Source organism: Pseudokineococcus sp. 1T1Z-3, from assembly GCF_037482365.1.
In the GTDB taxonomy this organism is placed as follows: domain Bacteria; phylum Actinomycetota; class Actinomycetes; order Actinomycetales; family Quadrisphaeraceae; genus Pseudokineococcus.
The window spans coordinates 1-344 of record NZ_JBBHZF010000017.1; the positions used below are offsets into that span (position 1 = coordinate 1).

Here is a 344-nt window from a genome sequence, read left to right on the forward strand (position 1 = left end):
TGGGCGGTGGCAGCGGCAGCGGCCATCTCCGGCTTCGTCGCCGGTCGTTGCGATTCCGGCCACACGGCCAGCGGTCGTTTGGCGGCCGAGGAGGTCGGTTTCGCGCGTGCGCCCGCGCGGGGGTCTCCTACGGAGACCGCTACGCGGGTTGGGGTGCCAACTTCGTCCACACCCTTCGGCGGCGTGGCCGGGCGGGCGTGCTCCCGGGCACGGTCGGCGCTGGCGACCAGCGCCAGGGCGTGGGGGACGGCCAGGACGTAGGTGGCGGCGTCGGCGCCGTTGTCGCCGGCCATGGCGGCGGCACCGGCGGAGCGGCCGGTGGCCACGAGGCCGAGCAGGCCGGT

The 344-nt window shown here is 76.7% G+C and carries 1 pseudogene; it reads right to left on the reverse strand.

Annotated elements, in window-relative coordinates:
- Window positions 1-344, reverse strand: a pseudogene (locus WDV86_RS04925) (hypothetical protein); the annotation flags it as partial.